Genomic DNA, 22,139 nt, shown 5'->3' with positions numbered 1-22,139 from the left:
GTCAGAGGATGCCCGCGCGCCCTGCGGCGACGGTCCAGCTCGGGAACTCGGACAGGAGCCGGTCGTACAGCTCCGGGTCGGGAACCGTGCTGATGTCGTCCACCGCGAAGAACCCGACGTTGTCGACGCGGCGGCCGGGCAGGGTGTCGAACCGCTCCAGCACGCCGTAGTTGGACTTGCCGAGCCCCACGAACTGCCAGAAGACCGGCTCCTCCACCGCCTCCCTGAGTTCCTTCTCGATCTGGGCGTTGCGGTAGACCCCGCCGTCGGAGAAGAACAGCACCAGGGTCGGGACCGGGACGGGGTTCGCCCGGACGTAGTTTCGTACTTCGGCGATCACCTTCTGTTCCTCGTTCTGGATGCCGACGGTCCGCATGTCGATCTGGCTGTCCTCCAGCCCCTTCTTCCTCTTCTTGGCGCCGAAGAGGCTCATCTCGCCGCACCGGACGTGCAGCCGCAGCCACTCGGGCAGCTCCCCGAGACGGAGGTCGGGCAGCCGGGCCGGGTTCGAGGCGAACGTCCAGGCCTGCATCTCACCGTCGTCGTCCAACTGCGCGGCCACGGCGGCCATCCGCTCCACCACGTCGGCGACGACCCCACCGGAGTACAGGAAGGACATGGACCCCGAGGCGTCCAGGACCAGGATGACGCGAGCAGTGACACCGGCCGCGCCGTGCTTGGTCAGACTGACCGCCACCTGCTGCTTACGCAGGTCCAGCCGCTTGCGCATGTCCACGGGGAGACGCTCCTCGCCCTTGGTGAGGCGGGGGGAGCCTGGGGGTGTGGTGGGTGCGGTGGGTGTGGGGGATGTGGCTGGTGCGGTGGGTGCGGCCGAGGTGGTCGGCGCGGGCGGTACCGATGGCGCGGGCGGGGTTGACGATACGGGGGTCGTCCCAGCCTGTTCCTCCTCCTCGTCGACCGTGATGCCGAAGTCGGTGGCCAGGCCCGCGAGTCCGGACGCGTATCCCTGTCCGACCGCCCGGAACTTCCACTTCCCCTGTCGTAGATACAGCTCTCCGCCGATGAAGGCGGTCTCCGTACCCGCCTCCATGACGAAATGCGCAAGCTCGGCCCGGGTCTGCTCGTCGACCAGTTTCAGCATCAGCCCGGGCACTTGCCCGAACGTCCCTCCATCGGCCGACGCGCACAGCGCGATCCGCTCGACGGCCGGCTCCAACGAACCGAGTTCCACCGCGACGGTGTCGGTCGTGGTGCCCCCGGCACGCTGCTTCCCCAGGTGGGTGACGGCATTCGACGCATGGTGCGGCTGGTTGTAGAAGACGAAGTCACCGTCGTCACGCACGCGTCCGGCCGCCGTGAGCAGCAGCGCCGAGGCATCCACGTCGGGCACGCCCGGCCCGTCGGACCAGGAGAGCTCCACGCGCACCGCCGGGGAGTCGACAGGAAGATTGGCGCCCTTGCTCAGTGCTGTCATGGGATCAGTGTGCCGAGCGAGATGGTGTCCCGGAAGGCCGGAACCCGAAGGCCGGCCGACACATGGCCACCATCTCACCCACGCCCGGCGTCCTCAGTCCGCGATCGGCAGGTACACACGGTTGCCCGCGGCCGCGAACTCCTTCGACTTCTGGGCCATGCCCTCCTCGATCTCCCCCTGTGTACCGCCGTGCTGGCGGCGGATGTCCTGCGAGATCTTCATCGAGCAGAACTTCGGCCCGCACATCGAGCAGAAGTGGGCGGTCTTGGCCGGCTCGGCCGGCAGGGTCTCGTCGTGGAACTCCCGTGCCGTGTCCGGGTCGAGGGCCAGGTTGAACTGGTCCTCCCAGCGGAACTCGAAACGGGCGTCGGACAGCGCGTCGTCCCACTCCTGTGCACCGGGGTGCCCCTTGGCGAGGTCGGCTGCATGGGCGGCGATCTTGTAGGTGATGACGCCGGTCTTGACGTCGTCACGGTTGGGCAGGCCCAGGTGTTCCTTGGGCGTGACGTAGCAGAGCATGGCCGTGCCCCACCAGGCGATCATCGCGGCACCGATGCCGGAAGTGATGTGGTCGTACGCCGGCGCGACGTCCGTCGTCAGCGGGCCGAGCGTATAGAACGGAGCTTCATCACAGATCTCCTGCTGAAGGTCGATGTTCTCCTTGATCTTGTGCATCGGGACGTGTCCCGGGCCCTCGATCATGGTCTGAACATTGAAACGCTTCGCGATCCGGTTGAGTTCCCCGAGCGTCCTCAATTCCGCGAACTGCGCCTCGTCGTTGGCGTCTGCGATCGAACCGGGCCTCAGGCCGTCGCCGAGGGAGTACGTGACGTCGTAGGCGGCGAGGATCTCGCAGAGTTCCTCGAAGTTCTCGTACAGGAAGCTCTCCTTGTGGTGCGCGAGGCACCACGCCGCCATGATCGAGCCGCCGCGCGAGACGATGCCGGTCTTGCGGTTGGCGGTCAGCGGCACGTACGGCAGGCGGACGCCCGCGTGGACCGTCATGTAGTCCACGCCTTGCTCGGCCTGCTCGATGACCGTGTCCTTGTAGATCTCCCAGGTCAGTTCCTCGGCCTTGCCGTCGACCTTTTCGAGGGCCTGGTAGAGCGGCACCGTGCCAATGGGGACGGGGGAGTTGCGCAGCACCCACTCGCGGGTGGTGTGGATGTTGCGACCGGTGGACAGGTCCATGACCGTGTCGGCACCCCAGCGGGTCGCCCAGGTCATCTTCTCGACCTCCTCCTCGATGGAGGACGTCACCGCGGAGTTGCCGATGTTGGCGTTGACCTTCACCAGGAATCGCTTGCCGATGATCATCGGCTCGATCTCCGGGTGGTTGACGTTGGCGGGGAGCACGGCCCGGCCCGCCGCGATCTCCTCGCGGACGACCTCCGGAGAAACGTTCTCCCGGATGGCGACGTACTCCATCTCGGGCGTGATCTCGCCGCGGCGGGCGTACGCGAGCTGGGTCACCGCCTGACCGTCCCGGCTGCGGCGCGGCAGGCGGGGGCGGCCCGGGAACACCGCGTCGAGGTTGCGCAGGTTGCCGCCGCGCGGCGAGGTGTGCTTGATCCCGTCGTCCTCGGGGCGGGCGGGGCGGCCCGCGTACTCCTCGGTGTCGCCGCGGGCGATGATCCAGTTCTCCCGCAGCGGGGCCAGGCCCCGGCGGACGTCGGTATCGGCGAGTGGATCGGTGTACGGGCCCGATGTGTCGTACAGGGTGACCGACTGCCCGTTCGTGAGGTGCACCTGGCGGACCGGCACGCGCAGGTCGGGGCGCGAACCCTCGACGTACGCCTTGTGCCAGCCGATGGACTTCCCGGCCTCCTGGGACTTGTCGTCCTGGACGGAGGCAGGCGTGCGTGCGTCCTTGATGGTCATAAGACCTACTCCCTACGCCGGCATTACCCGGTAACAGGTTCGGCGGTCGACGCAGCTGTATCCGTCTGCCGATGTTCCGTGTGAAACATCACTCGATTCCGGTGACGTTTCATGTGAAACATCGCTGGGACGGAGGTCAGCGCCCTCTCAGCCCGGTGCTCCGAGCTCCCGCGTGTACAAAGGTGCCCCCACGCTAGCGTCAATTCGGGCGCGGTGAACAGAGGGCCCCTGCCGTTCTTGCGATGATCGGTCGGTGACCACGACGCATGAACCCCCGTTCCCACCGCCCGAGCCGCCCCGCGGCCCCGGCTCCGGAGGCGGCCCCGGCGGGCTTGGCGGTCCCGGCGGCCATGGCTTCGGTGGTGGGCATGGTGGCCGTGGGCACGGTGGCGGCCCCAGTGGTGGCGGCCCCAGCGGTGGCGGCGGTCCCGGTGGCGGCGGTCCCGGTGGCGGGCACGATCACGGACCCGGTTCCCCCGGTGGCGGTGACGGACACGGCAATGGACACGGCAATGGACACGGCCATTCCCACAGCCACGCCCACGGCCCGGCCGCCCCGGTCTCCAAGCACCTGCGCAAGGTCATCGCGGCGATCCTGATCCCGTTCGCCGCGGCGGTCGTCGTCGGGCTGGTGGTGCTGTGGCCGGGCGGTGCGCCGCCGCACGAGCGCACCGGGGTCGGCTTCGACCGGCAGACCGAGCAGGCAACGGTCACCAAGGTCGAGGACGTGAGCTGTTCGTCGGTGAACGCCTCGGGTGTCCCGCCGACCGGCGACACGTCCACCGCCGAGGGCTCCTCCGCCCAGCAACAGGCGGACGGCACGTGCAAGAAGGCGACGATCCGCGTCGACACGGGCGACGACGAGGGCCGTACGTTCACCGAGATCGTGCAGCCCGACCAGTCACGCCAGTTGCACGAGGGCGAGAAGGTCGTGGTGGCCTACGAGCCCTCCGCGCCCAAGGACCTTCAGTACTCCGTCACCGATGTGAACCGCCGGATCCCGATGGCGGTGCTCGCCGGCATCTTCGCGCTCGCCGTCGTGGTGGTGGGCCGTCTGCGCGGTGTCATGGCGCTGATCGCCCTCGCCATCAGCTTCATGGTGCTGACCCTCTTCATCCTGCCCGCGATCCTCCAGGGTTCGAACCCGCTGGTCGTGGCGGTGATCGGGTCGAGCGCCATCATGCTGATCGCCCTCTACATGTGTCACGGCCTGTCGGCCCGTACGTCCGTGGCGGTGCTGGGCACGCTGATCTCGCTGCTGCTGATCGGCATCCTGGGCTCGGTGTTCATCGACTGGGCCGCGCTGACGGGCAACACGGACGACAACACCGGGCTGATCCACGGGCTCTATCCGGACATCGACATGAGCGGTCTGCTGCTGGCCGGCATCATCATCGGCTCGCTCGGTGTCCTCGACGACGTGACGGTCACGCAGACCTCGGCGGTCTGGGAGCTGCACGCGGCCAATCCGACCATGGGCTGGCGCGGGCTGTACCGCGCCGGCATCCGGATCGGCCGCGACCACATCGCCTCCGTCGTCAACACGCTCGTCCTCGCCTATGCGGGCGCCGCGCTGCCGCTGCTGCTGCTCTTCTCGATCGCGCAGAGCAGCGTGGGGACGGTCGCCAACAGCGAGCTGGTGGCGGAGGAGATCGTGCGCACGCTGGTCGGTTCGATCGGCCTGGTCGCGTCGGTTCCGGTCACCACGGCCCTCGCCGCGCTGATGGTCGCGGCCGACCGCCCGGAGCGGGAGACCGCGGCCGCGACGGCCGGTGCACCGTCGGCCCCGGCCCGCGGCGGGCGGGGACGCCGACGCAAGCGGTGATCCACGGCGACGTTCCCCGCCGCCCGGGTTCGGTTCGGTACGCACCAGCCAGAGACCTCACCCAGCACACCACGGCAGAAGCGTTCCTTCACCACCCACAGCACGCGGTGAAGCGTTACGCCACCACCACCGCCCCGGCGCCGCCGTAACGCTTCACCCCGCGCTCTGTTCCTCCGCCAGAATCCGGTCCAGCGCCTCGTCGAGGCTGGCGTCGAAGTCGGACAGAGCACCCTCCTGGCCCAACGGCACCAGCTTGTCGGTGCGGTCGAGGAAGGCCACGAGCGGCGCCGACGAGGAGCGGAACAGCGCCTGATCGCCGCCGACCTGAAGCCGGATCAGGACATCGCCCAGCGACTCGGGGTCGGCCGGTGCGACATGGACGTCGCCCTCCCCGCACGGCCGGCCCACCCCGTCGATCAGCAGCTCGCGCCCGAACGCCCAGGTCACGGGGGCATCTCCGGGCAGGTGGAAGGTCAGGCGCACGGCATAGGGATCAGTGGTCTCATAGCGCAGCTCCACCGGAATGCGGAAGGAGAGCTCCTCGGACACGAGAAAGCTCATCATGACCTCTGCCTGTACGGACTCACGCATCGCCTACCCCGTCATCTGCCGTAGAAGAGCCAGGAAATGATCGTCCCGACACTGATGGCATCTTGCTGAACGTACACAACAGATCACAAGGAGTGAGTTTTCAGATACTGATAGAGATCGCGAGTGACCCCAGCAGTCGCCCGACCTCGCTCTGCAACTGCCGTGCCGCCGCCAGCAGCCGGTCCTCCTGGTGGGAGGGGAGAGAGATGGCCATGGTGGCCGCGGTGGTACCGACCGTGATCGGGATGGCCGCGCACACCGTGCCCAGCGCGTACTCCTGACGCTCGATCACCGGTTCCATCCGCCGCATCCGTTCCAGACGGCGCAGCAGTGTGTGACTGTCCGGCACCGTGTACGGGGTGATGGGCTGCACGGGGTAGCGGTCGAGGTGGTCACGGCGCGCGTCCTCGTCCAACTGAGCCAGCAGGCACTGCCCGATGGCGTGCGCGTGCCCGGTCTCGCGGAAGTCGGCCCACTCCTCCACTGCCGGATTGCCCGGGGTGTCGGAGACGCACACGACCTCGATCTCGCCGTCGTTGTACATCGCGTAGTAGACGGGCACGCCGATCGCGTCACGCCAGTGTGCGAGCGCGTCAACGACCGTGCTGCGACGTTTCTGCTGTGCTCCGCTGCTGCTCAGCCGCTCGGCCGCCTCGCCGAGGAAGAACAGGCCCTTGTCGCGCCGCAGATAGCCCTCGTGCACCAGGGTGCGCAGCAAGTGGTAGGCGGTGGGGAGCGCCAGGCCGGTCTCCCGGGCCAACTGCTTGGCCGGTGCACCGTGTTCGTGCCCGGCGACGGACTCCAGCAGACGCATCGCGCGCTGGACGGATCCGATGAGGGTCGCGGAGGCAGGGGACCGGCCGGATTCGGTGCGCCGTACCGGGTTCGGAGGGGGGTCGGCGTTCGGTGACCGGACCGGGCTGGGCGGCGGCGCCGTGGGTCGCGCCCGCTTGGGGGGTGCGGGCTGCACCAGGGGGCGGATGCGGGTTGCGGAGGGTGCGGTGTCAACCGTGGTCAAGGGTCACTCCCGAAGCGCGAGGGGGTAGCCCGTGCGGGGAACACGGGAGAGGGTGTACGCCACTCGCGGGGTCGTCCCCGCGTCGGTTTCCGGACTCTATTCGTCCGCCACCGCTTGCAGACGACCTGTCCGGGAAACTTCCCTCGCCCGAGGGAACCGGCGATTCCCGTTACCGCTCGCCGGTTGCCCGCGCGCCCCTCACCAGTCGCTGCGCGAGGTGGAGCTCGACGTGAACTTCCGTACGACGTAGATGAGTCCACCGACCAGGGCCACGAAGACCAGCACCTTGAACAGCAGCCCGATGACGAAGCCGACGACGCTGGCTATCAGCCCGCCGAACACCACCAGGGCGATGACAGGCACCGCGATCCACTTCACCCACCACGGCATTCCCGCGAAGATCTCACGCATCGCCCTCGTCCTTACCTCTCCGCCCGTCGCAGTGCCGGGTCCGATCGGACGGGCCGCGGTCGGCGGGCCCATCTCTCAAGTCCTGCACTCGATGCTAGAGCCGTGGCATGCGTCGGCGGGGGCCTCGCGCCCCTTGTCCTCCCCTGATCGATCCCCTAGGGAATCCCGGGGCAGCAGGTCAGCTCTCGGGCGGAGAGAACATCACCAGCACCCGCAGGTCCTCGCTGATGTGGTGGAACCTGTGGGCGGCCCCGGCCGGCACGTACACCACGCTGCCGCGCGCCACCTGCGTGGTCTCCGTGCCGACGGTGATGTGGGCACGGCCGCTCACAACGAAGTAGACCTCGTCCTGGTTGTGCGGCTTCTGTGGATCATGCTCACCGGCGTTGAGCGCGTACAGACCGACCGACATGTTCCGCTCGCGCAGGAACTGCAGGTAGGCGCCCTCGTTGGCGGCGCGCTCCGCCTCCAGTTCGTCCAGCCGGAATGCCTTCATCGTTCTTGTCCGCCCTCGCGCCCGTGTCCTAGCCGATCTCGTCTGCCACGATCAGACACATGAAGAATTTCGTAGTCAAGACGATCGCCAACGCGGGCGCCCTGGCGGTCGCCGTATGGCTGCTCGACAAGATCACCCTGACCGGTGACAGCACGGGCAAGAAGATCGGCACCCTCCTGCTCGTCGCGCTGATCTTCGGCCTGGTGAACTTCCTGGTCAAGCCGATCGTGAAGCTCCTCAGCCTGCCTCTGCTCATCCTGACGCTGGGCCTGTTCACGCTGGTCGTCAACGCGCTGATGCTGCTGCTGACCTCCTGGCTGGCCGACAAGTTCGACCTGAGCTTCCACGTCGACGGCTTCTGGACGGCCGTCCTCGGTGGCCTGATCATCTCGATCGTGTCCTGGGCGCTCAACGTCGTCCTGCCCGACGGGGACTGAGCGCCGATGACGTACCGCGTCTGCTTCGTGTGCACCGGCAACATCTGCCGTTCGCCGATGGCCGAGTCCGTCTTCCGCGCGCGTGTGGCGGAGGCCGGGCTCGACGGCCTGGTCGAGGTCGACAGCGCCGGCACGGGCGGCTGGCACGAGGGCGACGGCGCCGACCCGCGCACCGTCTCCGTCCTCCAGGAGCACGGCTACGACAGCGGCCACTCCGCCCGCCAGTTCCAGGCCTCCTGGTTCGCCCGCCTCGACCTGGTCGTCGCGCTCGACGAGGGCCACCTCAAGGCCCTGCGCCGCCTCGCGCCCACCGAACAGGACGCGGCCAAGGTGCGGCTGCTGCGTTCGTACGACCCCACCGCGGGCGACGACCTCGACGTGCCCGACCCGTACTACGGCGGCCGGGACGGCTTCGAGACGTGCCTTGAGATGGTGGAGGCGGCGAGCACCGGCCTGCTCGCCGCGGTGCGCAAGGACATGGAGGGGCGGGCGGCATGAGCCATACCGGTGGGCAGAAGGGCGAGGGCACGCGCGCGGTACGGGCCGGGCTGCCCGAGCCGGTCAAGCACGAGCCGACCCTCCCCGGCCCCGTGTTCGCCGCCCACTTCCATCTGCCCGGCGACCCCACCGGCCCGTACACCTACGGCCGTGACGAGAACCCGACCTGGACCCATCTGGAGCGGGCCATCGGCGAGCTGGAGGCGCCGGGCGAGGACGGGGTGGAAACGCTGGTGTTCGCCTCGGGCATGGCCGCCGTCTCCGCGGTGCTCTTCTCGCAGCTGCGGGCCGGGGACGCCGTCGTCCTGCCCAGCGACGGCTACCAGGCGCTGCCCCTGGTGCGCGCCCAGCTGGAGGCGTACGGCATCGAGGTGCGCACCGCGCCGACCGGCGGCGACGCCCAGCTCGACGTCCTCGACGGCGCGCGGCTGCTGTGGATCGAGACCCCGTCCAACCCCGGCCTCGACGTCTGCGACATCCGGCGGCTGGCCGAGGCCGCACACGCGCGTGGCGCCCTCGTCGCCGTCGACAACACGCTCGCCACGCCCCTCGGGCAGCGTCCGCTGGAACTCGGCGCAGACTTCTCCGTGGCGAGTGGCACCAAGCAGCTCACCGGGCACGGCGACATCCTGCTGGGATACGTCACCGGAGGCGACGCCGAGGCGATGGCGGCGGTGCGCCGCTGGCGGAAGATCGTCGGGGCGATTCCCGGCCCCATGGAGGCGTGGCTGGCGCATCGCTCCATCGCCACGCTCCAGCTGCGCGTGGACCGGCAGAGCGCCACGGCGCTGGCCGTCGCCGAGGCGCTGCGCGCCTGGCCCGAGGAGCTCGGGGTGCGCTATCCGGGGCTGATGACCGACCCCTCGCACAAGGTCGCCTCCGCGCAGATGCGGCGCTATGGGTGCGTGGTTTCGTTCACGCTGCCCACGCGCGCGCGTGCCGAGCGTTTCCTCGACGCCCTGCAGCTCGTGGACGACGCGACCAGCTTCGGCGGGGTGCGCTCCACGGCGGAGCGGCGCGGGCGCTGGGGCGGAGACGCGGTGCCGGAGGGGTTCATTCGGCTCTCGGTCGGCGCGGAGGACCCCGAGGACCTGGTGGCCGATGTGCTGCGTGCGCTGGAGGAGTCGGCACACTGACCGCCGGACGCACGCGTCGGCTGGTACTCGGCTACGTACAACGGACGGTCCGAGCCTCCCCCCTCGTGGCTCGGACCGCCCTCGGTTCCGCGCGCGAAGAACCGCGCGAACAAGGCTAGTTGACTCTGTGTCAGTGTCCAATCACAGTAGCGACAGAGACCTATCGACTTATTTATAGTTGGGCGCGGCCGGGGGGCTGAGGGAAGCGCAGGGAAGGGGAGGGCGTGACATGGATCTGGCCTTGTTGCGCACCTTCGTGACCGTGCACCGGGCCGGCTCCTTCACTCGCGCCGCCGCACTGCTCGGGCTGTCCCAGCCGGCCGTGACCTCGCAGATTCGCACCTTGGAACGGCAACTGGGCCGGCCCCTGTTTCTGCGGCAGGCGCGTGGAGTGACGCCGACAACCATCGGCGACGAACTCGCCCACAAGGCCGCGCCTCATCTCGACGCCCTGGTGGAGATAGCCGAGACGGGCCTCGACGACGAGTCCTCCTTACGGACACTGCATCTCGCCGGACCTCCCGAGTTCACCGCCGAACGGGCCCTTCCCGCGCTCACGGAGCTGACCGGCGACGACGGCCAGGGCTTCGCGCTGCGCGCCTCCTTCGGAAACGCCGAGGAGGCCCTGGAGGGGCTGGCCGCCGGACATCATGATCTGGCCATCAGTACGGCCCGTCCACGGGGTGCTCTGCTGACCGCGACTCCGCTCTGCGACGAAGAGCACGTCCTGCTCGCCGCCCCGCGCTGGGCCGAGTGGATCGGCTCCGGCACGCCGCACATCAAGTCGGCGTCCGAGCTGGAGGACCTGCCGGTGATCGAGGTGCACGAGTCGCTGCCCTTCGTCTCCCGCTACTGGGCCTCCGTCTTCGACTCCCGGCCGTCCGGTCCGGGCACCGTCATCGTCCCCGACCTGCGAGCGGTCCTCGCCTGTGCGATCACGGGCGCGGGGATCGCGGTCCTGCCCAGATATCTGTGCGCGCCGGCCCTGGAACGCGGTGACGTCGTCGCCCTGCACGAGCCGGCCGTACCGCCGCTGCGGACGTACTTCCTGGTGGTCCGTACGGGCACGCTGGCGATGCCGCACATTGCGCGGGCTCATGAGTGGCTGCTGCGGGCGGCCACCGACTGGTGCTGAACCCGCAGCCGACGGTCCACGGGCGCGCGGACGGCGAGGTTTCACCCCCTGAACTCACCCCGTGACGTCTCGCTATGTTTCACGTGGAACAAGGCGGGCCACATTTCTCCCATGACCGTCCGACCCGTGGTCAAGCGCACCGCACGCGCCGTTCTGCTGGACGGTGACGACCTGATTCTGATCAAGCGCACCAAGCCCGGCATGGATCCCTACTGGCTCACCCCCGGCGGCGGAGTCGAGCCGGAGGACACGACCGTCGTCGACGCCCTGCACCGCGAGGTGTACGAGGAACTCGGCGCCAAGATCACCGACGTGGTGCCCTGCTTCGTCGACACCGTCGAGCACATCGGCGAGGACGGCGGCGCAACCGGCGTGAAGGTGCAGCACTTCTTCGTCTGCCGCCTGGGCTCCATGGACACATCCCTGCGGCACGGCCCAGAGATCGACGAGCCCATCGGCGAATACGAGATCGTCCGGGTGCCGTTCACGCGCGTGGGGATCGCCTCCGTCCACCTCGTCCCCCTGTCGTTGCGCCACTATCTGGACGGCAACATCGAGGGCGTCCGTGCCATGCACGCCCCCGACCTGGGCTGACCGCCGGCGGCACATCAGCCTCCGGCGCCCACCAGTTCCTCCACCGAGTCGTGGCGTATGCGCTCCGAGGGCACTCCTATGTCCCTGAGGACATCCACACCGCTGCGGATCATCCCAGGTGGTCCCGACACATAGGCGTCGTACTCGTACCAGGGCCCGAACCGGCGTATGGCATCGGGAAGCTGGACCAGACCGTGGCGGTCCACCACAGGACGGACCTCCAGCCACGGGTGGGACTGCTGGAGTCTGAGCATCGTGTCGATGTCGTACAGGTCGTGGTCGCTGCGGGCGCCGTAGAACACCTCGACCGGCCGCCGTTCGCCGTGCTCGACGACGTCCTCGACGAGCGCCTTGATGGGGGCTATGCCGGTGCCGCCGCCCAGGCAGAGCAGTCCGCGGTCGGTGGTGTGGTCCACGGTCATCGAACCGGCCGACGGGCCCAACCGGATGATGTCGCCGGGCCGGGCCCGGTGGACCAGTGCGTTGGACACCCACCCGGCCGGCACGGCCTTCACGTGGAACGACAGCAGGCCGTCGGAGCGCGGGGCCGAGGCGAAGGAGTAGTGCCGCCAGATCCTCGGCCACCACGGCGTCTCCAGGCTCGTGTACTGCCCGGCGAGGAAGGGATAGGGCTGGTCGGGGCGGACGGTGAGGACCGCGACGTCCGGGGTCCTGAGATCATGCGCGACGACCTCGGCATACCACCAGGCCGGGGCACGCAGCTCGTCCGCGGCCGCCGCGTCGATCATCACCTGCGAGATCGTCGTGTACGCCCGGACCCAGGCCGCCTCCGTCTCCGCGTTCCAGATGCCGGAGGCATACCGGCTCAGCGCGCCGATGAGGCACTCGCCCACGGCCGGATAGTGCTCGGCCCGGGTGCCGTACTTGCGGTGACCGCGGCCGAGGTTCTGCAGATACGCGACCAGGACGTCGGTGTTGTCAATGTGCTCGGCCGCCGTGAGCAGCGCTTTGAGAAGCCGGTCCCGTTGGGTGTCCATCGCGGCCGGGAAGAGGGAGCGCAGGTCGGGGTGGCGGACGAACAGCAGCGCGTAGAAGTACGAGGTGGCCTTGTCGGCCACGGGGGCGACCTCGGCCATCGTCCGGCGGATGAGGACGGCGTCCGAGGCCTCCCGTGCCGGAACGGGGCGCTGGGCGGGCACGCGGCGCTCGGCGTGCGGGGGTGGGACGGGGGGCACTGTCGGGGCGGGGGCCGTGAGCTCGGCAGGGCCGACGGGCTGAGCGTGCGCGGTGGGGCCGGGGTGCTCGGCCGGGGCGGCCGGTTCCACGCCCGGAGCCGTCACCGGCTGCGGGCGGGCTGTGAACCAGCCGCCCGCACCGCCGGAAGTGCCGTTGTCGGCCGACATGGTGGCCGGAGCGTCCATGATGTGCCTCGCCTCGAACATCTTTCGGTCGGTCTGCGCACTTCCTTGATCGGAAGATGCCTGCTTTCCCCCGCAGACGGCTTGCTTTCCCCGTTCGCCACTGCGGCCAATGCGGCCACATTCGACCCGTATTCACACTGCGCGCGGACAAGCAAGGCGAGAGTGGGACATTGACTGCAGTCCTCTGACCGCAGCGTCTCACCGCGAACGGACACCCCGACCGCATAAGTGCAAATACGGGTCTTCGATCTCTCCGTCCCGTTAGGCTGCATTGCCTTGCTCTGGGTCCACGAAGGCCAGGTACGCCTCATCTCCGAAGGCCGTCCCGGATGCGAACCGGAGTCGACCATACCGGCCGACGCCCCGTACACAAGTCCCCCCACCCCTGCCACCAATTGACCAGGGGTGATCCTGCGATTTCGTTCAATTACCGGGCTCGCTGCACCAATTCATAGGCTTCCCACAGATCTCTCCCCATGTAGGAGTGCGTGGCGAGACCGGACAGATGACGGTCCGCATTGACCGCGACCGAGATCGGCACGGCACCGAACAGGTCCTTGTCCGACAGTGAGTCGCCATAAGCAATGCAGTCGGTGCGAGTGATCCCGAACTCCTCGCACAGCCGGTCGGCGATGTGCACCTTGGCGGCGGCGCTCAGGACGCCGGCCGGGTCGACCGGCTCCGTGAACGGCACCGACGGAAAAACGGATCCGTGGGCCGCGTGGGCACCCCATCCCAGGAGCCGCTCCACAAAGAAGGAGGGCGAGAGGGACACAACGGCGCAGTACTCGCCCTGCCGCCTGATCTCCGCCCAGACCTCGCGGATTCGGGTCAGCCAGGGAGCCCCCTCGAAGGCAGCCGTCACATGCGCCTCGGTGAGGTCCGCCCACAGCGCATGGACCTGTGTCGCGTACTCCGGCGACCCGATCAGGCCCGCCGAGATCGCCCGATCGAGCGCCACTGTCTCGGCCTCCAGCCCGAGTTGCCGTGAGATCTCCACGGGGGCGGTGGTGCCGTGCAACAACGTGCCGTCGAGGTCGAAGAGATGCAGTCGCGTCATGATCCGGAGGCTAGTGACCTGGCGGGTGCGCGTCGCCGGTCGGACTGCCGGCCGCATGCTGTTCGTCCATGTTTCACGTGAAACACCCTGCATGGCCCGGCGCGCTGTGCCGTGGGCCACGACATGGCCAAAAGCTCGTACGTCTCCCCGGAAACGGCTGGACGGCAAGGCCACCCGTCAGACAGCCTGACCTGCGTGCCGACTCCTTCCCCCGCCGCTCTGCCCATCCGCCGACTGACGCTGCGCGATCTCTCCGCCTGCGCCGACCTCTCCGAAAACCGGGGCTGGCCCCGCGAGGAGCACAAGTGGGGCTTCCTCCTCACAGCCGGGAAGGGCTACGGCATCGACGACCCCGACGGCGGTCTCGTCAGCGCCTGCGTGGTCACCGAGTACGGCCCTCACGGCCGCCCCGATCTGGGAGCCATCGGCATGGTGCTGGTCGCCGAGCGGCACGCCCGGCAGGGCATCGGACGGCGGCTGATGCGCCACGTCGTCTCGGCCATGGGCACCACACCGCTGACGCTGCACGCGACGCCGTACGGCCGGCCGCTCTATGAGGAGCTCGGTTTCAAGACCACCGGCCGGGCGGAGATGCTGCGCGGCCCCTTCGTCCCGCGGGGACCGGAGCCCACGGTCGCCACGAGGGCCGCGACCGCCGAGGACCTCACCGCGATCCTCCGGCTCGACGAGGAGGTGTTCGGCTCCGACCGCACGCCCCTGATCACTCGGCTGCCGGCCTTCGCCGACCATCTACGCGTGGCCGAGGACAACGGCCGGATCATCGGATACGCGGCCGCCTGGCCCAACATGGACACCCATGTCGTGGGCCCGCTGATCGCCCGTGACACGGAGACCGCGAAGGCGCTGATCGCCTCGCTCGCCGCCCTCACCGACCGGCCGCTGCGCACCGACATCGACGTGCGGCACGAGGAGCTGCTGGCCTGGGCCAAGGACCAGGGCCTGGCCTCCGTCGCCTTCAACGCGGTGATGACCTACGGCATCGCCGAGCTGCCCGGGGACTGGCAGCGACGGTTCGCTCCGCTCACGGTCGCGGCGGGCTGAAGCCCCTCCGATACGACGAACGCCGGTTTCCCGAGGTCTGTCGGGGACCGGCGTTCGTACGTGGAACAGCACCGCCGTGGGTCAGTGCTGGACGGCCGCCTCCTGCTGAGCGGGCGAGGCGCCGGTGACGACCGTGCTGGGTACACGGTCCCGGCGCTCCAGGGCTGCGGAGAAGAAGGCCAGGAGCAGCGCGGCCGCGGCGAGGGCGGCACCGACCCAGTTGGGGGACGTGTAGCCCATCCCGGCCGCGATGACGAGTCCGCCGAGCCAGGCCGAGAGCGCGTTGCCGAGGTTGAAGGCACCGATGTTGACGGCCGAGGCCAGGGTTGGGGCGCCGTGGGCCTGGTCGAGGACGCGCTTCTGGAGCGGCGGGACGGTGGCAAAGCCGAGGGCGCCGATCAGGGCGATGGTGACGGCCGCGAGCACCTTGTTGTGCGCGGTGACGGTGAACAGCGCGAGGACGACGGCGAGGGCGCCCAGGGAGACGTACAGCAGGGGCATCAGGGCGCGGTCGGCGAGCTTTCCACCGATGAGGTTGCCGCCGACCATCCCGAGGCCGAAGAGGACCAGCAGCCAGGTGACCGAGCTGTCGGAGAACCCGGCGACGTGGGTCATCATCGGCGCGATGTAGGTGATCGCCGCGAAGACACCGCCGAAGCCGAGCACAGTCATCGCCATCGCGAGGAGGACCTGCGCGTTCTTGAAGGCGGCCAGTTCATGGCGCAGACGCACGCCTTCGGCCTTGGGCATGTCGGGGACGAGCTTGGCGATGCCCACCAGGCCGACCACACCGAGAGCGGCGACGATGCCGAAGGTGACCCGCCATCCGACGGACTGGCCGACGAAGGTGCCCAGCGGCACGCCGATGACGTTGGCGACGGTGAGACCGGTGAACATCATCGCGATGGCACCGGCCTTCTTGTCCGGGGCCACCAGGTCGGCCGCGACGACCGACCCGATGCCGAAGAAGGCTCCGTGGGCGAGTGAGGCGACTACGCGGCCGATCAGCATGACGGCGAAGGCCGGGGCTAGGGCGGACAGCAGATTGCCGGCGATGAAGAGGACCATCAGCAGCATCAGCATCCGCTTGCGCGAGACCTTGGTGCCGAGCACGGTCATCAGGGGCGCGCCGGCCACCACACCGAGCGCGTAGCCGGTCACCAGCAGGCCGGCGGTGGGGATGGAGACCCCGAAATCGCCCGCGACCTCGGGCAGCAAGCCCATGATCACGAACTCAGTCGTTCCGATTCCGAAGGCCCCGATCGCGAGAGCCAAGAGCGCGAGCGGCATGGGGACGAACCCTTCCCAGAAGATTGCATGAGCGCTTTACGTTTCATGACAATACTTGCAAGCGCTGTATATTTGCAAGCGATGGCTATCGCGATCCTGGCCCAGCCTGGTTCTCAGCCGCTCCGGGACGGAGGAACACACCTATGACCGCCACAGACCCCGCACTCACCGCCCTCGCCCAGGGCTGGTGCGCGCTCTCCCTGCTGCACGGGCGGATCGAGACCCACATCGAACGCGCCCTCCAGGCCGGCCACGACCTCAGCGTGCGCGAGTACTCCCTGCTCGACGTCCTCAGCCGCCAGCACGACGGCGAAGGCGGCCACCTCCAGATGAAACAGGTCGCCGACGCCGTAGTCCTCAGCCAGAGCGCCACCACCCGCCTGGTCACCCGCCTCGAAGACCGCGGCCTGCTCGCCCGCTACCTCTGCCCCACCGACCGCCGCGGCATCTACACCAACGTCACCGCAGCAGGCCTCACCCTCCTCGAAGAAGCACGCCCCACCAACGAGACCGCCCTGCGCGAAGCCCTCGACGAGGCAGCCAAGAACCCCGAACTCGCCCCACTGGTACGGGCCGTGGAGTCACTGAAAGTGCCCGCATAGGGTGCAGCCATGGGAGATCTTGAAATACGAGCCGCAGCCGCCGACGACATTCCCGCGATCGTCGGGATGCTCGCCGACGATCCGCTGGGCGCCCAGCGCGAGTCACCGGACGACCTGACCCCGTACCGGTCCGCGCTGGAGCGGCTCAGCAGCGACTCGAACCAGCACCTGGTCGTCGCCGTGCGCGAGGGCCACGTCGTCGGCACGCTCCAGCTCACGATCATTCCCGGGCTGTCCCGCCGCGGAGCCATCAGGTCGATCATCGAAGCCGTGCGCATTCACGCAGACGAGCGCGGCAGCGGCCTCGGCACGCAGCTCATCGAGTGGGCGATCGACGAATCCCGCCGCCAGGGCTGCCAGCTGGTCCAGCTGACCTCGGACAACACCCGCATCGACGCCCACCGCTTCTACGAGCGGCTCGGCTTCACCGCCTCCCACGTGGGCTTCAAGCTCGCGCTCTGACATGGCGACGCGCCCTGTTTCACGTGAAACAGGGCGCCGACGTGACCGCTACCCGATCCCTCGCCACCCCTCCGGGTCCACACCGCCAGGGACAGGAGCCTCCTCGTCGTACGGCTGACGCGTGAACACGAACGACCCGAGGTCGAGATGGCTGACGCTCCCGTCCGGGCGCCATACGGCCCGCAGGAGCTCCCCGGCGTAATAGCCCTCCAGCCCTGTCCAGGTGCCGTCGTCATTGGCCCGGAACCGCGAGCGTCGGCCGTTGCCGGACAGCGGCTCCATCGAGAGAAGCCCGTCGGCTGTCAGCCGTAGGCCGAAACCATACGTCCCCCAGTACCACTGGCCCGCCAACTCCAGTACAGAACTGTCGACTTCGGCCATCGGTCGCCAGGGCTCGGGAATCCGCGGCTCGGCCTCGGCGACGATACGGACGAGGTCGGCGGCGACCGCGGAGAGCAACGGCCCCGAGGTGCAGTTGGCGAGCACAACAGCGGCGACGTCGTCCGTGACGCTGAAGAACAGGCTCGCCAGGAAGCCCGGGAGCGATCCCGAGTGCCCCGCCAGCAGCCTGCCGTGCCGATGCTGGATCTGAAGCCCCAGCCCGTACGCGACACCGTCCGCGACGTCCGCCGCCTCGGCGGGTGCGGCGGGCGACCGCATCTCCCGTACGGTCTCCGCGCTCAGCACACGGTCGTCACCGTTGATCAGGAAGGCCGCGAACCGCGCCAAGTCGCCGGTCGTGGACCACAGTTGACCGGCAGGAGCCATCCGTCCGAGGTCTTCCGAGGGTTCGGGCAGCATCACATCGGCCCAGGGATGCACCGCCCATCCGCCCGCATGCGGCGCCTGCGGCTGCCCACTCGTACGGCTCAGCCCCAGGGGTTCGAGCACTTCCCGCCGCAGCACCTCCTCCCACGGCGCCCCGCGCAACTTCTCCACCAGCGCGCCCAGCACCGTGTAACCGGGGTTCGAGTAGTGATGGCGACGCCCGACGGGATGCAGCAGGGGCTGCTCACCCAGCACATCGGAGAGTTCGGGCCGCAGCGAGCCCGGCGTGCGCTCCCACCACGGCCCGGGCGACTCGGCCGCCAGCCCCGCCGTGTGCGCGAGCAGTTCGGCCACGGTCGCCTCCCCCGCGCCGGTCCCCGGCAGATGCTTCTCCAGCGGATCACCGAGGTCGAGCAGCCCCTCGTCACGCAGCCGCAGCACCAGTACAGCCGTGAAGGTCTTGGTGATCGAGCCGATCCGGTACTGGACGTTCTCGTCCGGCGCATGCCCGTCCACACACGTACGGCCGCCGTGCCACACGGCGCGCCCGTCCCGCACGACCGCCGCCACCAGCGAGGGCGCACGCCCCTCGGCCTGGGCCACCGCGATCCGGTGCAGCAGCGCCCGCTGCGTGCCGGGCAGCAACTCTTCCTGAAGTGTCGTCATGCCCCCAGTCCACCCCGCGAGGCACAGGGGAGTCGAGCGCATTAGGCCTCGGCGCTACGGGATCAGGTCTGCGCCATGTCCACGAAGCGCGAGTAGTGGCCCTGGAAGGCCACCGTGATCGTCGCCGTCGGGCCGTTACGGTGCTTGCCCACGATGATGTCCGCCTCGCCGGCCCGCGGGGATTCCTTCTCGTAGGCGTCCTCGCGGTGCAGCAGGATGACCATGTCGGCGTCCTGCTCGATGGAGCCGGACTCACGCAGGTCGGACACCATCGGCTTCTTGTCCGTGCGCTGCTCGGGACCACGGTTGAGCTGTGAGAGCGCGATCACCGGGACTTCCAGCTCCTTGGCCAGGAGCTTGAGGTTACGGGACATGTCCGAGACCTCCTGCTGGCGGCTCTCGGAGCGCTTCGAGCCACCGGACTGCATCAGCTGCAGATAGTCGATGATCACGAGCTTGATGTCGTTGCGCTGCTTCAGCCGACGGCACTTCGCACGGATCTCCATCATCGACAGGTTCGGGGAGTCGTCGATGTAGAGCGGCGCGGCCGAGACCTCGGGCATCCGGCGTGCCAGACGGGTCCAGTCCTCGTCGGTCATGGTGCCGGAGCGCATGTGGTGCAGAGCCACACGTGCTTCGGCGGACAGCAGGCGCATCGCGATCTCGTTGCGCCCCATTTCGAGGGAGAAGATGACGCTGGCCAGGTTGTGCTTGATCGACGCCGCGCGCGCGAAGTCCAGGGCGAGGGTGGACTTACCCATGGCGGGACGGGCCGCGATGACGATCATCTGGCCCGGGTGCAGTCCGTTGGTGAGCGAGTCGAGGTCGGTGAAACCCGTGGGCACACCGGTCATCTCGCCGCTGCGGGAGCCGATCGCCTCGATCTCGTCGAGAGCGCCCTCCATGATGTCGCCGAGCGGCAGGTAGTCCTCGCTGGTGCGCTGCTCGGTGACGGCGTAGATCTCGGCCTGGGCGCGGTTGACGATCTCGTCGACGTCGTCGTCGGCCGCGTATCCCATCTGCGTGATGCGGGTGCCGGCCTCGACCAGTCGGCGCAGCACAGCACGCTCGTGGACGATCTCCGCGTAGTACTCGGCGTTGGCCGCCGTCGGCACCGTCTGGACGAGGGTGTGCAGATACGATGCGCCGCCGACCTTGTTGATCTCGCCGCGCTTGGTGAGTTCCGCGGCGATCGTGATGGGGTCGGCCGGCTCGCCCTTGGCGTAGACGTCGAGGATCGCCTGGAAGATCGTTTCGTGGGCGGGCTTGTAGAAGTCGTGGCCCTTGAGGACCTCGACGACGTCGGCGATGGCGTCCTTGGACAGGAGCATGCCGCCGAGGACGGACTGCTCGGCGTCGAGATCCTGCGGCGGCACGCGCTCAAAGGTCGAACCGCCGCCGTCCCACTCGCCGTTCTCCCGGCCGCGGTCGTGCTGCTCGTCGCGGCCCCGGCCGCCGTCACCGCGTCGGCGGGAGGCAGGCAGACGATCACTCGGCCCGCTGTCGGCCCACGGGTCGTCCAAGGGCTCGGAAATGCTCACCGAGCAACCTCCTCCCGTCCGCCGAGCGGACCTCGCGTGCCCATCATTTCTACGGCACGCCACTGACAATTGAGAGGCCCAACTCCGGTTCTGGCGCGTCGGTTTTGTGATGGTTTCTCGACCGACGGACGGAGCGGGCGCCGGACCACGGTAGGCCTGTCGGCACCGTCAGCCAATCTGGTTATCCACAGGCCATGTGGACGACGGCCCGGATGCTGTGGAGAACTCCGCAAAACCTGTGCACGACACGGTGGACAGGCCTGTGAACAAGCCCTCGTCCTTTTCGAGGGAACGCGGCTGACCTGCATCTTTCCCATCCACCGGCTGTGCAGAAGAAAAACTTCCCCAGTCGGACCAAGATCACTTCGAACGGTGCTCGACAGCACACACGGCGAGACGGCAAGTAAGGGTCAGTTCTTGGTTGCATCTCTTACCTGTGGACGATTAGATTGATGCTCATGACACAGGCTCCCGCGGCCTCGAAGGCCACCCGTCGCCAGCACGACCGAGAGATCGTCGCGCTGGCCGTCCCGGCCTTCGGCGCACTCGTCGCCGAGCCCCTCTTCGTCATGGCCGACAGCGCGATCGTCGGCCATCTCGGCACCTCGCAACTCGCCGGCCTCGGGGTCGCCTCGGCCCTCCTCATGACCGCCGTCAGCGTCTTCGTCTTCCTCGCCTACGCCACCACCGCGGCCGTCGCCCGGAGGGTCGGCGCCGGTGATCTCCAGTCAGCCATCCGCCAGGGCATGGACGGCATCTGGTTGGCCCTGCTTCTCGGCGCGGCCGTCATCGCGGTCGTCCTGCCCACAGCACCGTTCCTCGTGGAACTCTTCGGCGCCTCCGACACGGCGGCCCCCTACGCCACGACCTATCTGCGGATCTCGGCGCTCGGCATCCCGGCCATGCTCGTCGTGCTCGCAGCCACGGGCGTCCTCCGAGGACTTCAGGACACCAGAACACCCCTGTACGTCGCCGTCGCGGGCTTCGTCGCCAACGCCGTCCTCAACCTCGGCCTGGTCTACGGCGCCGATCTCGGCATCGCGGGCTCCGCCTGGGGCACCGTCATCGCCCAGTGCGGCATGGCCGCGGCCTACCTCGTGGTCGTGGTCCGCGGAGCCCGCAGGCACCAGGCCTCACTGCGTCCCGATGCAGCCGGGATCAAGGCCTCCGCACAAGCCGGCCTGCCCCTGCTCGTGCGCACGCTTTCACTGCGGGCAATCCTGATGATCGCCACCGCGGTCGCGGCCCGCCTCGGTGACGCCGACATCGCGGCGCACCAGATCATTCTGTCCCTGTGGAGCCTGCTCGCCTTCGCTCTCGACGCCATCGCCATCGCCGGACAGGCCATCATCGGCCGCTATCTCGGCGCGGACGACGCCGAAGGCGCCCGTGCCGCCTGCCGCCGCATGGTGGAGTGGGGCATCGCGGCCGGAGTCGTCCTCGCCGTACTCGTGGTGATCGCCCGCCCTCTCTTCCTTCCGCTGTTCACCAGCGACCCGGTCGTCAAGGACGCCGCACTCCCCGCGCTGCTGATGGTGGCACTCTCCCAGCCGATTTGCGGCGTGGTCTTCGTCCTGGACGGAGTCCTGATGGGAGCGGGAGACGGGCCGTACCTCGCCTGGGCCATGGTGCTCACCCTGGCGGTCTTCACCCCGGTTGCCCTGCTCGTGCCCGCACTCGGCGGCGGACTCACAGCTCTCTGGGGAGCAATGACACTGATGATGACGGTGCGGATGCTGACGCTCTGGCGGCGCGCCCGCTCGGGGCGATGGATCGTCACGGGCGCGACGCGCTGACCGTTTCACGTGAAACCGACGTTTCACGTGAAACATGGGCCTGCCCTGGCGGC

General features: G+C 68.9%; 21 protein-coding genes and 1 riboswitch. Of the genes, 10 read left to right on the top strand and 11 right to left on the bottom strand.

The window, feature by feature from the left end; all coding sequences use genetic code 11:
• Nucleotide 1 precedes the first annotated feature (1 nt).
• Both AB0Q90_RS15575 and thiC read right to left on the bottom strand, forming a co-directional pair.
• On the bottom strand, nt 2-1,435 hold the full coding sequence (locus AB0Q90_RS15575) for a VWA domain-containing protein (RefSeq protein ID WP_363163452.1): 1,434 nt from the start codon (nt 1,433-1,435) through the stop codon (nt 2-4).
• A 93-nt stretch (nt 1,436-1,528) separates the two neighbouring features.
• On the bottom strand, nt 1,529-3,316 hold the full coding sequence (thiC, locus tag AB0Q90_RS15570; RefSeq protein ID WP_363163453.1) for a phosphomethylpyrimidine synthase ThiC: 1,788 nt from the start codon (nt 3,314-3,316) through the stop codon (nt 1,529-1,531).
• A riboswitch (TPP riboswitch) is annotated at nt 3,309-3,498 on the bottom strand. (Overlaps the previous gene by 8 nt.)
• A 71-nt stretch (nt 3,499-3,569) precedes the next feature.
• Between thiC and AB0Q90_RS15565 the strand changes: the two genes are divergently transcribed.
• Nucleotides 3,570-5,141, top strand: coding sequence for a YibE/F family protein (locus tag AB0Q90_RS15565; RefSeq protein ID WP_363163454.1), 1,572 nt, complete (start codon nt 3,570-3,572; stop codon nt 5,139-5,141).
• 153 nt (nt 5,142-5,294) lie between these two features.
• Here AB0Q90_RS15565 and AB0Q90_RS15560 read toward each other — a convergent pair whose 3' ends face one another.
• The 4 genes from AB0Q90_RS15560 to AB0Q90_RS15545 form a co-directional block, all read right to left on the bottom strand.
• On the bottom strand, nt 5,295-5,732 hold the full coding sequence (locus AB0Q90_RS15560; RefSeq protein WP_363163455.1) for an SsgA family sporulation/cell division regulator: 438 nt from the start codon (nt 5,730-5,732) through the stop codon (nt 5,295-5,297).
• Nucleotides 5,733-5,832: 100 nt separating this feature from the next.
• The gene (locus AB0Q90_RS15555) at nt 5,833-6,567 is read right to left on the bottom strand and encodes an IclR family transcriptional regulator C-terminal domain-containing protein (protein ID WP_363163477.1); all 735 of its coding nucleotides are present in this window, start codon (nt 6,565-6,567) and stop codon (nt 5,833-5,835) included.
• Nucleotides 6,568-6,948: 381 nt separating this feature from the next.
• Complete coding sequence (locus tag AB0Q90_RS15550) at nt 6,949-7,161, bottom strand: DUF5326 family protein (RefSeq protein WP_363163456.1); 213 nt, start codon at nt 7,159-7,161, stop codon at nt 6,949-6,951.
• Between the two features lie 178 nt (nt 7,162-7,339).
• On the bottom strand, nt 7,340-7,657 hold the full coding sequence (locus tag AB0Q90_RS15545; RefSeq protein ID WP_363163457.1) for a cupin domain-containing protein: 318 nt from the start codon (nt 7,655-7,657) through the stop codon (nt 7,340-7,342).
• Nucleotides 7,658-7,716: 59 nt separating this feature from the next.
• Here AB0Q90_RS15545 and AB0Q90_RS15540 point away from each other — a divergent pair, with 59 nt between their 5' ends.
• The 5 genes from AB0Q90_RS15540 (at nt 7,717) to AB0Q90_RS15520 (ending at nt 11,457) form a co-directional block, all read left to right on the top strand.
• Nucleotides 7,717-8,094, top strand: coding sequence for a phage holin family protein (locus AB0Q90_RS15540; RefSeq protein ID WP_363163458.1), 378 nt, complete (start codon nt 7,717-7,719; stop codon nt 8,092-8,094).
• Between the two features lie 6 nt (nt 8,095-8,100).
• A complete protein-coding gene (locus tag AB0Q90_RS15535) occupies nt 8,101-8,592 on the top strand; it encodes a low molecular weight protein-tyrosine-phosphatase (RefSeq protein WP_363163459.1) in 492 nt (163 codons plus the stop codon).
• Nucleotides 8,589-9,728: a cystathionine gamma-lyase gene (locus AB0Q90_RS15530; RefSeq protein WP_363163460.1), complete on the top strand. Its 1,140-nt coding sequence runs from the start codon at nt 8,589-8,591 to the stop codon at nt 9,726-9,728. Before AB0Q90_RS15535 ends, AB0Q90_RS15530 begins: the two co-directional genes overlap by 4 nt.
• Before the next feature lie 229 nt (nt 9,729-9,957).
• A complete protein-coding gene (locus tag AB0Q90_RS15525) occupies nt 9,958-10,863 on the top strand; it encodes a LysR family transcriptional regulator (protein WP_363163461.1) in 906 nt (301 codons plus the stop codon).
• 111 nt (nt 10,864-10,974) lie between these two features.
• Nucleotides 10,975-11,457 carry an NUDIX hydrolase gene (locus AB0Q90_RS15520; protein ID WP_363163462.1) on the top strand — a complete coding sequence of 161 codons (483 nt, stop codon included), beginning with the start codon at nt 10,975-10,977 and terminating at the stop codon, nt 11,455-11,457.
• A 14-nt stretch (nt 11,458-11,471) separates the two neighbouring features.
• On the opposite strand, the gene AB0Q90_RS15515 is transcribed toward AB0Q90_RS15520, so the two are convergent.
• Nucleotides 11,472-12,860 (bottom strand): globin domain-containing protein, encoded by a 1,389-nt coding sequence (locus tag AB0Q90_RS15515; RefSeq protein ID WP_363163463.1) that lies wholly within the window; start codon nt 12,858-12,860, stop codon nt 11,472-11,474.
• A 406-nt stretch (nt 12,861-13,266) separates the two neighbouring features.
• The gene (locus tag AB0Q90_RS15510; protein ID WP_363163464.1) at nt 13,267-13,899 is read right to left on the bottom strand and encodes a haloacid dehalogenase-like hydrolase; all 633 of its coding nucleotides are present in this window, start codon (nt 13,897-13,899) and stop codon (nt 13,267-13,269) included.
• Between the two features lie 195 nt (nt 13,900-14,094).
• On the opposite strand from AB0Q90_RS15510, the gene AB0Q90_RS15505 reads away from it, so the two are divergent.
• Nucleotides 14,095-14,961 (top strand): GNAT family N-acetyltransferase, encoded by an 867-nt coding sequence (locus AB0Q90_RS15505; RefSeq protein ID WP_363163465.1) that lies wholly within the window; start codon nt 14,095-14,097, stop codon nt 14,959-14,961.
• An 81-nt stretch (nt 14,962-15,042) separates the two neighbouring features.
• On the opposite strand, the gene AB0Q90_RS15500 is transcribed toward AB0Q90_RS15505, so the two are convergent.
• Entirely contained in the window at nt 15,043-16,251 is a 1,209-nt protein-coding gene (locus AB0Q90_RS15500; RefSeq protein ID WP_363163466.1) for an MFS transporter, read from the bottom strand.
• A gap of 143 nt (nt 16,252-16,394) precedes the next feature.
• On the opposite strand from AB0Q90_RS15500, the gene AB0Q90_RS15495 reads away from it, so the two are divergent.
• Nucleotides 16,395-16,853, top strand: coding sequence for a MarR family transcriptional regulator (locus AB0Q90_RS15495; protein ID WP_365733200.1), 459 nt, complete (start codon nt 16,395-16,397; stop codon nt 16,851-16,853).
• Between the two features lie 9 nt (nt 16,854-16,862).
• Nucleotides 16,863-17,315 (top strand): GNAT family N-acetyltransferase, encoded by a 453-nt coding sequence (locus AB0Q90_RS15490; protein ID WP_363162859.1) that lies wholly within the window; start codon nt 16,863-16,865, stop codon nt 17,313-17,315.
• A gap of 48 nt (nt 17,316-17,363) precedes the next feature.
• Here AB0Q90_RS15490 and AB0Q90_RS15485 read toward each other — a convergent pair whose 3' ends face one another.
• Nucleotides 17,364-18,749, bottom strand: a complete 1,386-nt coding sequence (locus AB0Q90_RS15485; protein ID WP_363162858.1) for a serine hydrolase domain-containing protein — start codon at nt 18,747-18,749, stop codon at nt 17,364-17,366.
• Nucleotides 18,750-18,811: 62 nt separating this feature from the next.
• Entirely contained in the window at nt 18,812-20,290 is a 1,479-nt protein-coding gene (gene dnaB, locus AB0Q90_RS15480) for a replicative DNA helicase (protein WP_363162857.1), read from the bottom strand.
• Between the two features lie 452 nt (nt 20,291-20,742).
• Between dnaB and AB0Q90_RS15475 the strand changes: the two genes are divergently transcribed.
• Nucleotides 20,743-22,086 (top strand): MATE family efflux transporter, encoded by a 1,344-nt coding sequence (locus AB0Q90_RS15475; RefSeq protein WP_363162856.1) that lies wholly within the window; start codon nt 20,743-20,745, stop codon nt 22,084-22,086.
• The last annotated feature ends 53 nt before the right edge of the window (nt 22,087-22,139 follow it).

The sequence above is a fragment of the Streptomyces sp. NPDC079141 genome (assembly GCF_040686775.1).
In the GTDB taxonomy this organism is placed as follows: domain Bacteria; phylum Actinomycetota; class Actinomycetes; order Streptomycetales; family Streptomycetaceae; genus Streptomyces.
Note: the sequence above shows the minus strand (reverse complement) of the source record. Positions and strands in the feature narration are given on the sequence as shown.

Coding starts and splice junctions, on each gene's coding strand:
- AB0Q90_RS15575 (WP_363163452.1), bottom strand. CDS start 1,435: ATGACAGCACTGAGCAAGGGCGCCAATCTTCCTGTCGACTCCCCGGCG.
- thiC (WP_363163453.1), bottom strand. CDS start 3,316: ATGACCATCAAGGACGCACGCACGCCTGCCTCCGTCCAGGACGACAAG.
- AB0Q90_RS15560 (WP_363163455.1), bottom strand. CDS start 5,732: ATGCGTGAGTCCGTACAGGCAGAGGTCATGATGAGCTTTCTCGTGTCC.
- AB0Q90_RS15550 (WP_363163456.1), bottom strand. CDS start 7,161: ATGCGTGAGATCTTCGCGGGAATGCCGTGGTGGGTGAAGTGGATCGCG.
- AB0Q90_RS15545 (WP_363163457.1), bottom strand. CDS start 7,657: ATGAAGGCATTCCGGCTGGACGAACTGGAGGCGGAGCGCGCCGCCAAC.
- AB0Q90_RS15540 (WP_363163458.1), top strand. CDS start 7,717: ATGAAGAATTTCGTAGTCAAGACGATCGCCAACGCGGGCGCCCTGGCG.
- AB0Q90_RS15535 (WP_363163459.1), top strand. CDS start 8,101: ATGACGTACCGCGTCTGCTTCGTGTGCACCGGCAACATCTGCCGTTCG.
- AB0Q90_RS15530 (WP_363163460.1), top strand. CDS start 8,589: ATGAGCCATACCGGTGGGCAGAAGGGCGAGGGCACGCGCGCGGTACGG.
- AB0Q90_RS15525 (WP_363163461.1), top strand. CDS start 9,958: ATGGATCTGGCCTTGTTGCGCACCTTCGTGACCGTGCACCGGGCCGGC.
- AB0Q90_RS15520 (WP_363163462.1), top strand. CDS start 10,975: ATGACCGTCCGACCCGTGGTCAAGCGCACCGCACGCGCCGTTCTGCTG.
- AB0Q90_RS15515 (WP_363163463.1), bottom strand. CDS start 12,860: ATGTTCGAGGCGAGGCACATCATGGACGCTCCGGCCACCATGTCGGCC.
- AB0Q90_RS15510 (WP_363163464.1), bottom strand. CDS start 13,899: ATGACGCGACTGCATCTCTTCGACCTCGACGGCACGTTGTTGCACGGC.
- AB0Q90_RS15500 (WP_363163466.1), bottom strand. CDS start 16,251: ATGCCGCTCGCGCTCTTGGCTCTCGCGATCGGGGCCTTCGGAATCGGA.
- AB0Q90_RS15495 (WP_365733200.1), top strand. CDS start 16,395: ATGACCGCCACAGACCCCGCACTCACCGCCCTCGCCCAGGGCTGGTGC.
- AB0Q90_RS15490 (WP_363162859.1), top strand. CDS start 16,863: ATGGGAGATCTTGAAATACGAGCCGCAGCCGCCGACGACATTCCCGCG.
- AB0Q90_RS15485 (WP_363162858.1), bottom strand. CDS start 18,749: ATGACGACACTTCAGGAAGAGTTGCTGCCCGGCACGCAGCGGGCGCTG.
- AB0Q90_RS15475 (WP_363162856.1), top strand. CDS start 20,743: ATGCTCATGACACAGGCTCCCGCGGCCTCGAAGGCCACCCGTCGCCAG.